Here is a 10,314-nt window from a genome sequence, read left to right as displayed (position 1 = left end):
CACCAAAACACCGTCATTGACCAGAATTCGTACCAAGAAGTAATCCGTGTTCGCCCGGAAGGGTCATTCACGTCCGCGGCCAGAAAGTCGCCATGCCAAAGATTTGTCAGGTAGTAAGCAATTACGGCCGCGAGCAGGGATGCGGAGGTCAGGATGACGGACTCCATCCTGCGATTTCGCGCAAGGCCGATACAGAAAGCCAAAGCCGTCCAGGCCCATCCAGCCGCCAAGACGAGGTATACCGCATGGCCTACCGATCCGTCGACCGCGACCAGAAGGGTGACAAGAATCCCGAGCATCGCACCAGCAGTCAGCGCGGCTATCATGGGCGCCAGAAGGCGCGGACGCAAAGGTATCACGGTATTTGATAGATTCCTTTTCGGTTATCAGGATGGAGAACCCCGGTAGCGGATATTAGCGTGAACGTGAGGCCACGCTGCCCCCCCGTCCCTGACCGATGCGGGGGTTCTCACCGGATGGTAGGGCAATGATCAACCTTCTGGCACGGCGGTTCCGGTGCCAGGACGGCGACTGCGCCTACCGGCGAAGGAGCCGGTGGGGGGGGGGGAGAGCTGACCGACTTACATCCCCGCAGGCGCGGCTGGGACCGCAACAGCAGGAAGATCGTAAAAGCTCTCAGCGCCCCTAGTACGTGTTCCAGTAGGCGTAGCACGTGTATGCGAAACCGGCACTCGCATCAGCATTCGCCCATGCACCGGCACTCGCATAGTTCTTGCTGTTGGAGTTGGCTATAATTGCCGTTGCCGAATGGTACTTCGATGGATGGACGTACTGAGAGTAGCAGTGCTTATATCCGTCGTTACCAAGATAGGTGCCGTAATTCCATGTCCCGCCGTCGCCACGTGGCGACCGGGGTTCCTGGCGCGCGGGCGGGGGGGATTAGGAGTCGCCGCTGTTGCCGCGGTGGCCCGTGCGGCGACCCGGTCGCGGGCGGCGGCTGCCGCTTGTCATCCGTACCGTCATCGCGGTAGTCATCGCCGCAGGTGACGGGGATGGCGGACGATCCGGGCAGGGACAGCGATGCCTCCGGCTGGCTCGGTGAGTCAGCCGGGGGTAGGGGTTACAACGTGGCGGTGTTCTTCCATGTCCACGGTCCTCCGGACAATGCCGACGCGCTACTTGCCGTTGTGCGTAGATCGCGAGGCGGAGGAGAGAGGCACCGGAGGTGTTGGGTGTCGACCGACGACAACGCGGCGAGGTGCGTGCCCCGACCCCGCGACGCCGCGTCCCCTATTGCCGGGCGCTCTCAGTTGCGGGAGACCGCCGAGGTGGTCTCGTGGGAGGCCCGGGTACCAAGATAGGCCGCGGCCACCACGGGATCGGACCTGATCTCGCTCGGGGTTCCCTCGGCGATCTCACGACCGAACTCGAGCACGAGCACCCGGTCGGCGGTGCGCATGACCATGGCGACGTCGTGCTCGATGAGCAGCACGCCGATTCCGCGCTCGTCGGCGAGCCGGCGCAGCAGCTCACCGAGGGCGCGCGACTCGTCCTCGTCGAGCCCGGCGGCCGGTTCGTCGAGGAGCAGCACCGACGGTTCGGTCGCCAGCGAGCGGGCGATCGCGACCGAGCGGCGCTGACCATAGGACAGGCTCTCGGCCTTGACGTCGAGCACGTCTTCCAGTCCCATGTCCCGGACAGCCCGCGCCACCCCCGCCGGCAGCTGGTCGTCGCCGGGGCGGACGAGGTCGAGCAACCAGGCCAGCCGGTCGTGCGAGTCAGCTGCCGCGAGCAGGTTCTCCCGGACGGTCATGTCGTCGAAGAGCTCAAGGGACTGGAAGGAGCGGCACAGTCCTTCCCGGGCGCGCAGGTGCGGGCTGAGCGTGCCGATGTCGCGGCCGCCCAGGGAGACCGATCCTGCGGCCAGCTGGGCATAGCCCGTCACCGCGTCGATCAGTGTCGTCTTGCCGGCGCCGTTCGGTCCGAGGATCCCGATCACGGTGGCTGGTGGGACCGTGAGGTCGACGTTGTCGAGCGCGACGACCCCACCGAAGCGAACCGTGACGTTGCGGATCTCCAGTGCTCTGGCCGGGACGGTGCCTGCGTCCCCCGGGTCGCCCAGCGGTATCGACGTCCTGCTCGACGTCCTGCTCGACGTCCTGCTCGACGTCACGACGCGGTCCCGGAGCTGGCGGGCGACGGCGATGTTGCGTCCCGCCAGCCCGTCCGGCGCGCTCAGGAGCAGCAGGAGCAGCAGGACGCCGCCGACGAGCGGGAGGTACTCCTCGACGCTGCCGAACGCCTTCGAGAGCACGAGAGCTCCGACGCCCGCGGCGGCGATCGTCGAGCCGTAGAGCGGCCCCGAGACGTAGCCGATACCACCGATGACGGCGAGGGTCAGGATCGTGATCGAGGTGAAGGGGTCGAACAGCGTCGTGTACTGGATGGCGGAGAAGCTGAACGCGTAGAGGATGCCACCGAACCCCGCTATCGCGGCGCCGAGGCTGAACGCGTAGAGCTTCGACTGGATGACCGAGATGCCCAGCGATGCCGCCGCCCGTTCGTTGGCGCGCACCACGAGCAGCCGCCGGCCGCTGCGTCCGCGGCGGAGGTTGGCCACGGCCACCGCGACCACCGCGAACGAGACCACGCACAACGCCGCGTAGTTGCCGGGGTGGAGCACCGGGTCGATCGGGATGCCGAGCAGGGTCTGGGGTGCGATGGGCGTTCCGCGGTTGCGCCCGGTGAAGTCGGTGCTGTTGAACAGCAGCGACCAGGAGGCGAAGCCGAGCCCGAGGGTGACGACGGCGAGGTTCACGCCGCGGGTGCGCAGTGCGGGCAGGCCGAAGACGAAGCCGACCGCGACCGCCGTCGCGACGCCCAGCGGCACGGCCGCCTCGAAGGGCCAGCCGTGGTTGGACACCAGCCGCCCGGCGGCGAAGGCACCCACCCCGCCCAGCGCGAACTGGGCGAGGGACAGCTGCCCCGCGTACCCGGTCACGACGACGACGCTCAGCGCGATCATGGCGGCGGACATCGAGCTGACCAGCGCCACGTTCCAGTCGGTCGGCAGGACAGTGGCCGCGAGTACGGCCAGGACGGCGGCGAGCCCGAGCGCGTACAGGGGAGAGCGGACCGCAGCGCCCACCGCGGGCAGGCGGTCAGCGGTGCTCCCGCGGACGGGAAGCCCCTGGCCGCGGACGACGAGCACCAGCACGATGACGAGGAAGGGGACGGAGTCGGGAACGCCGGTCGTCTGCACGTAGTGCGTGCACTCGCTCTGGATGACGCCGATCAGCAGCCCGCCGACGAGCACCAACGGGTAGGAGCGGAATCCGCCGAGCAGCGCCGCCGCCAGCGCCGCGATGATCGTGAACGCCAGCGAGTTGGCGGAGAGGTAGTCGCCGGTGAGCGAGGGGAAGAAGGCGCCTGCCAGCCCGGCGAGGGCGCCCCCCAGCGCCCACGTGCCGCAGGCCAGCGCGTCCGGGGAGAACCCAAGCGCCGCCGCGGCGCGCTGGTTGGCGGCCGCGGCGGAGACGGCGAGCCCCAGCCTCGTCCGCGAGCTGAGGACGGTGAGGACGGCGGTGACTGCGACGGCGATGCCGGCCAGCCAGAAGGACTGCTGTCCGACGATCACGGAGCCGAGGTGGACGGGCTCTTCTGGGAGGGTTTGGGCCACGCTGAGCTGCTGCCCGGTGTAACGGATGGTCACGGACTGCTGGATGATGCTCAGCACACCGAGAGTGGCGATCACTCGGACGAGGGGGCTGCGGGCGCGCAGCGGTCGCATGAGCAGGACCTGGACCAGCACCCCGACGGCTGCGAGCAGGATCGCGGCGATTGCCACGGCGGGGAGCGCGGGCATGCCCTGGTTCTCCCGCAGCTCGTGCACGACGTAGGCGCCCAGCAGGGCGAACGAGCCCTGGGCGAAGTTGATCGTACCGCTGCCGCGGTAGACGAGGACGAGACCGATGCTGAGCAGGGCGATGAGCGCTCCACCGCCCAGGCCCAGGAACCCGAACTGCGCGAAGACGGTCATACGGCTTCCGCTCCCAGGTAGGCGCTGGCGATGTCGTCGGCGCGGGTCAGCAGGGTCGCGGCGGTGTCGGTGAGGGCTATCCGCCCGTCCGCGAGCACGTAGGCGCGATCGGCTGCTTCCAGCGCCAACTGGACGTGCTGCTCCACGAGCAGCACCGCGGCACCGTCCTGCGCGGCATTGCGTATCGCGGCCAGGAGCCGCTCGACCACCAGGGGGGCGAGACCGAGGCTGAGCTCGTCCGCGAGCAGGACGCGGGGGCGCCCGGCGAGGATCCGGGCGAGTGCCAGCATCTGCTGCTGGCCGCCGGAGAGGAGCCCGGCCCGCTTGGACAGGTGCGGTTCGAGCTCGGGGAAGAACGCGAGTGCCCGTTTCGGATCGCCCTGCCCGAGCTTCAGGTTCTCGTGTCCGGTGAGATCCATGAACACACACCGCTCCTCGGTCAGCAGGCCGAGGCCACGCCGGGCCCGCTGGTGCAGGCGACGGCGACGGGCGTCACCCGCGACCGACACCGTCCCGCCCTGCGGGGTGAGGTCACCCGCGATCGTGAGCAACGTGGTGGTCTTGCCGGCGCCGTTGCGGCCGAGGAGGGCGACGACCTCGCCGGGGTGGACCTCCAGGTCGAGGTCACGGACGACCGGAACACCATGGAATCCGACGGTGAGTCCGCTGACCAGGACTGCCGGCGATGACATAGGGCTCCTTCACGACGGCTGGCCGCGGGTGCGCAAGCGCCTGAGACTCACTCCCGCACCCGCGGCCACGCGGTGGGTCAGCCCGTCAGGGCTGACTTGTAGTCGACGAACGTGCCGTCCTGCACGAGGGCGCCGTTCTTGATGTCGACGCCGATCAGCGAGGTGTCGAACAGCCGCGCGAGCGCGGGCACCGGGAACGGCTTGGTGAAGTCCAGCGGCGGGGTGAACCCGCCGGTGTCCAGGTTCGAGGTCTTGTCCAGGGCCTCCTTGAAGGAGGCCGCGTCGACGGTGGTGAGACCGGCCGCGACCTTGGCGAACACCACGCCCGACACCCACGCGTTGAGGTTTTCGGGGACGGTGAGGTCGACGTCGGATTTGCCCTCCGCCGCGAGTTCGCGCTTCATGGCGGCCCAGACGGGGTCGGTCGCGAGGGGGAAGCTGGACACGGTGTACGAGCCCTCGAGCTGGGTCTTGAACTTGGTGAACGACTCCGAGCCGACGCCGCCGGCGGGGGCGAAGATCGTTTGCTTGACGCCGAGGCTCGTCGCCTTGGCGAGGTACTGGTTCAGGGCCTGCTCGGGCAGGATGCTGATGATGCAGTCGGCGTCTTTCGCGTTGCTGACCGTGCTGCTGAAGTCCGTCGTCGTGACGGGCACCTTGACGGTCTTGCTGACCGTCTTCTTCGACGCTCCGAGGCCCGCCGCGACGAACGGCGCGAGACCGGCCGCCGCCGGCAGGTCGTAGGTGACGACGTCAGTCGTGGCGCACCGCTGGCCGGCCTTCGTGCCGAGCGCGGCGAAACCGATCGGCCCGGGGACGAGCGGGTAGGAATCCGTGCTCGAGTATTCGCTGCCCGAAATCGCATTGGCCGCCAGGTAGGGAATCTTCGCCGCGTCGAGAATCGGCAGGATCGAATCGGCGAACTGACTGAACGAGCCGAGCACGGCGACGGCCTTGTCGGTCACGGCCTGGCGGGCGCAGGTGCCGGCGGTGTTGGGGTCGTTCTTGTCGTTGCAGGATTCCACCCTCAGCGGGTGGCCGGCAATGCCGCCCGCGGCGTTCGTCACTTTGGCGAAGGCTTCGAGCACGGTGGGGATGTCCGGGAAGTTCGCGCCGGACGTTCCCGACGGGGTGATGGTGAGGATGGTGATCGGCGTCCCGGTCGCGGTGCTGCCTGCCGAGGCTCCCGTGCCCGCCGAGGTCGTGCGGGTGGAGTCGGTCGTTGACGACGTCGAACTGCCGCAGGCCGCCGCCGCGAGGGCGACAGCCATGACTAACGTGGCGCCACGGATGGTCCCGATCCTCACGCGCACCGTGATTCTCCTTCCGCCGCTCGAAGCTGGATGCGCCGGCCGGATGGCAGCGCCGCCGAGCGAACGCGCTGACCGTATTGCGTCCGGTGTGACCTCGGTCATGCTCGGCAGCAGCAGAAATCGCGTTCTCACGTCGAGCGTCCGGAAAATCGGACAGATCGTCCGCGGCGCCGGGGTGGGGCCATGAGGCTAGAAGACGAGCACCGGCTTGACGGTGACGCCGGCGACCGAATCGGCTACCGCCCGGTTGATGTCGGCGAACGGATAGCTGGTGATGAGCTCTTCGAGCGGTAGCCGGCCCTCGGCGTGCAGCGCCACGAGCTGGGGCAGGAACTCGCGGGGGTCGGCATCACCCTCGATGCAACCCCGTAGCGTCTTGCCGCCGCTGATGATGTCGATGATGTCGACTGACACGTCCGGCCGGCCCAGACCCACCGCGACCAGCGTGCCCCCCGAACCGACTGCCTTCATGGCCTGCGCGAGGACCGTGGGGACCCCCGTGGTGTCCAGGGCGTGCGTGACGCCACCGGCGGTGTGGTCCCTGATCGCCTCGACCGGATCGTCCACACCCGGGTCGATCGTCACGGTCGCGCCCAGCTTGGCCGCCAGTGCCCGCCGCCCGGCCACCGGATCGACGGCGATGATCGTGCGCACTCCGCTCGCCCGTGCGCCGAGCAGGCCGGCCAGGCCCACACTGCCCGCCCCGAAGACCGCGAAGGACGAGGTCTCGTCCGGCTTGAGGACGTTCAGCACGCTGCCGACGCCCGTCTGGACACCACATCCGAGCGGCGCCAGAACGGTCAGGTCCACACCCGGCTCCACTACGACGATGTTGTCGACCGTGGTCAGGCAGTGGCTCGCGAAGCTGGACTGGCCGAAGAAGCAGCCCCGTACCGGCGAGCCGTCGAGCGACAGCGGTGTCGAGCCGTCCGCCCGCCCGCCGGAGGTGTTGAGGAGAGCGAACTGCTCGCAGTAGGCGGGCCGACCGGCACGGCAGCGCCGGCACCGGCCGCAGCGCCGGTAGCTGAGCAGGACCGTGTCGCCGGGGCGGATGCCGGGGACGCCGGCACCCACCTCCGCGACGACGCCGGCGCCTTCGTGACCCAGCACGATCGGGCCGTACTCGATCGGCCACGCGGCCTTGACGGCCAGATCCGTGTGGCATATCCCGCTCGCCAGCGTGCGGATCAGCACCTCGCCCTCGCCGGGTGCGGCGAGGTCGAGGGTCTCGATGCGAAACGGGCTGTCCGGTTCGCGGGAGAGCGCGGCCGTGATCTGCACGGTCGTCTCCCCGGTCACGCCGGCCGGGCTGGCACGAAGATCGATTTTACGTCGAGGTAGGCGTCCAGACCCTCCGGCCCGTACTCTTTCCCGACGCCGCTGGCCTTCCAGCCCCCGAAGGGTGATCCCGGATCCAGCGTCCACATGTTCAGCCCGATGCTTCCGGTCTGAATCTGTCGGGCGACGCCGAGAGCCCGGTCCGGGTCGGCGCTCCACACGCTGCCGGCCAGTCCGTAGTCCGAGTCGTTGGCGATGTCGACGGCGTCGGCGACCGTGTCATACGGGATCACGCAGACGACCGGTCCGAAGATTTCTTCCCGGGCGACGGTCATGGCGTTGTCGACGTCGGCGAACACGGTCGGCTCGACGAACCAGCCGCGCTCCTGCGCGGGGGGACGGCCGCCGCCGGCCACCAGCCGGGCGCCTTCGCTCCGCCCGGTCGCGATGTATCCCTCGACCCGGTCACGTTGGCGCGAGCTGACCAGCGGTCCCATCGTCGTGGTGGTGTCGAGCGGGTTGCCGAGCACGAAGGAGCGGGCGAGGCCCGCCAGGCCGTCGACCACCGCGTCGTACAGGTTGCGGGGAGCCAGGACCCGGGAGTTGAGGAAGCAGGACTGTCCGGCGTTGGCGAAGGACAGGAAGCCCAGACCCTTCATCACTGTGGGCAGGTCTGCGTCGTCCAGTACGACGGCCGCGGACTTCCCGCCCAGTTCGAGGGTGACCGGTTTGAGCGCCGTCCCGCAGATGCCCCCGATGATCCGACCGGCGGCGGTCGAGCCGGTGAAGGAGACCTTGTCGATGCCGGCATGCCTGACCAGCAGGTCTCCGGTCTGCCGGCCGCCGGTGATCAGGTTGACGACGCCCGCGGGCAGGCCCGCGTCCTCGGTTGCCTCCATGAGGTAGGCGGCATCCAGCGACGTCTCCGGGGCGGGCTTGAGCACCACGGTGCAGCCGGCGGCCAGCGCCGGCCCGAGCTTCATCGCGGTAAGCCCGAGGGGGTAGTTCCACGGCACGATCACCGCGACGGTCCCGACCGGGCGCCGCTGCAGGCGCACCGTGCCGGGATAGGCCAGCGCCGGGCGCTCCTGGTCGGCGAAGCCACCGCGCGCCAGCGCCGCGTAGTACCGCAGTGTGCCAGCCACGGCGTGGACGTTGGCGGAGGTGGACAACGCCAGCGGCATGCCGTTCTGCCGGGAGACGATCTCACTGATCTGCTTCGAGCGCCGTTCGATCGCCCCGGCAAGCCGCTCGAGCAGGTCGGCCCGCTCGACGGCCGGAGTCGCCTCCCATGCCGGCTGGGCCGCCCTGGCGGCGGCCACCGCCAGGTCCACCTCCTTGGCGCCCGCCTCAGGCAGGTCACCAAGCCGCTGCCCGGTGGCGGCCTCGATGATCGGGGTAGTCGTCTCCGACAGGGGTGTCGTCCACTGTCCGTCGATGTAAAGCAGCCGAAGTGACGGCTCATACCAGGCCTCCCCGCAAGAATGTGACCACCTGAGGTGGCGGACCCGGAATCGGCGGACTTCCTCAGTCGCGCGCCTCGTTGCCGGCGAGTCTGCGAATTCCGCCGTGAACCACCCGGCCAGCGCGAAACGCCTCGGCGGGTAACGATGTTGCGCGCCAGCATGGCACGGACCGGGCACAGTTGAACATGCCTGATGCCGCAATGGGCACATGTGCGCGCCGGCAATGTGGGCGCCGGCAATGTGTCGCGTCTACCCCAGGCCCCACCGGTGACGTTGCCGAGGTCGGCACGCGTTGTTGGCCGACTTCGACATGTACGCCAGCCCGGGTCCGTGCCATATTCCGGACTGCGCCCAGGCAATGTTGCGCCACTCCTCGACGTCCGTGGGCAGAAGGAGGACGGAAAGTGGCCAGCGGTCCGCTTGCGGGCGTCCGCGTCGTCGACATGGCGGACGGGATCGGCGAGTTCTGCGGTCGCTACCTCGCCGACCTGGGTGCGGACGTGATCCGTGTCGAGCCGCCGGGTGGTGCCCCCTCCCGACGCCAGGCGCCGCTGCACGACGGCGTCAGCCTCCACTTCGTGGCGAACAACGCGAACAAGCGCGGCGTCACGCTCGACCTGACCTCGATGTCCGGCCGGGACGCGCTCCTGGCCCTGCTCGGCACCGCGGACATCTTCATCGAGAGCACGTGTCCGGGTACGTTCACGGAGTTGGGTCTTGGTCTGGATCGGCTGCGTGCCGTGCTGCCCGCCCTGGTGGTCGTGTCGATCACCGAGTTCGGGCAGACCGGGCCGTACCGCGACTGGGTGGCGACGGACTGGGTACATCTGGCCATGGCTGGCGTGTTGTCCCGGTCCGGCATACCCGGCTTGGCGCCCCTCCTGCCGCCGGAGGGGTTGGTGTATTCCTCGGCCGCCATCCAAGCGGCGTGGGCGGCGCTGCTCGCGTACAGCAGCCGACTGGACACCGGCTTTGGTGATCACGTCGACTGTTCCGTCTACGGGACGATCGTGCAGGTCCTCGACCCGGGCTTCGGGATCGGCGGCACGGCGTCCCGGGGAGTACCTGCGGCGAGCCTGCCGCGGGGTCGACCCGACGCTCGTCACCTCTACCCGATCTTTCGGTGCGCCGACGGATACGTGCGCATCTGCCTGCTCGCCAAGCGGCAATGGCGGGCCATGTTCGACTGGCTGGGCGAGCCGGCCGAGTTCGCCGGGCCGGCCTTCGACGGCTTGGGCGCGCGGTTCGCGGCTGCGCCCCGCCTCTACCGGCTCATCGGGCAGTTGTTCGCCGAGGCGACCCGCGACGAGCTCGTCGCCGAGGGTCAGCGTCGGGGGGTGCCCATCGCCGCCCTACTGGACGCGGCCGAGGTCCTCACCAGTGAGCATTTCAGCACCCGCGACGCGTTCGTGACGGTGGAGATCGCACCCGGAGTGCATGGCCGGATGCCGAACGGACTGGTCGAACTGGACGGCATCCGGGCCGGCATCCGGTGCCCCGCCCCGGCGCCCGGTGCGGGCGACGACATCGTGCTCGCCGCGCTCGCAGTCGCCGACCGTCCCACC

6 protein-coding genes and 2 pseudogenes are annotated in these 10,314 nt (G+C 69.4%); 1 reads left to right on the top strand and 7 read right to left on the bottom strand.

What is annotated here, in order from left to right; genetic code table 11:
• From U9980_RS12375 to U9980_RS12350, 7 genes and pseudogenes are all read right to left on the bottom strand, one after another.
• Positions 1–326 (bottom strand): annotated as a pseudogene (locus U9980_RS12375) (hypothetical protein); the annotation flags it as partial.
• Positions 327–645: 319 nt separating this feature from the next.
• Positions 646–846, bottom strand: a pseudogene (locus tag U9980_RS28530) (lactococcin 972 family bacteriocin); the annotation flags it as partial.
• A gap of 421 nt (positions 847–1,267) precedes the next feature.
• Entirely contained in the window at positions 1,268–4,000 is a 2,733-nt protein-coding gene (locus tag U9980_RS12370) for a branched-chain amino acid ABC transporter permease/ATP-binding protein (RefSeq protein ID WP_322768039.1), read from the bottom strand.
• On the bottom strand, positions 3,997–4,692 hold the full coding sequence (locus tag U9980_RS12365) for an ABC transporter ATP-binding protein (RefSeq protein WP_322768038.1): 696 nt from the start codon (positions 4,690–4,692) through the stop codon (positions 3,997–3,999). Before U9980_RS12365 ends, U9980_RS12370 begins: the two co-directional genes overlap by 4 nt.
• Positions 4,693–4,769: 77 nt before the next feature.
• Positions 4,770–6,005 carry an ABC transporter substrate-binding protein gene (locus tag U9980_RS12360; RefSeq protein WP_322768037.1) on the bottom strand — a complete coding sequence of 412 codons (1,236 nt, stop codon included), beginning with the start codon at positions 6,003–6,005 and terminating at the stop codon, positions 4,770–4,772.
• Positions 6,006–6,194: 189 nt separating this feature from the next.
• Entirely contained in the window at positions 6,195–7,286 is a 1,092-nt protein-coding gene (locus U9980_RS12355) for an NAD(P)-dependent alcohol dehydrogenase (protein ID WP_322754886.1), read from the bottom strand.
• A 14-nt stretch (positions 7,287–7,300) separates the two neighbouring features.
• Positions 7,301–8,926 carry an aldehyde dehydrogenase gene (locus U9980_RS12350; protein WP_322768036.1) on the bottom strand — a complete coding sequence of 542 codons (1,626 nt, stop codon included), beginning with the start codon at positions 8,924–8,926 and terminating at the stop codon, positions 7,301–7,303.
• Between the two features lie 227 nt (positions 8,927–9,153).
• Here U9980_RS12350 and U9980_RS12345 point away from each other — a divergent pair.
• A partial coding sequence (locus U9980_RS12345; RefSeq protein WP_322768035.1) for a CaiB/BaiF CoA transferase family protein occupies positions 9,154–10,314 on the top strand: 1,161 nt, incomplete at its 3' end.

Origin of the sequence: Protofrankia sp. Cr1 (genome assembly GCF_963555865.1) — a bacterium.
Classification (GTDB): Bacteria; Actinomycetota; Actinomycetes; order Frankiales; family Frankiaceae; genus Protofrankia.
Note: the sequence above shows the minus strand (reverse complement) of the source record. Positions and strands in the feature narration are given on the sequence as shown.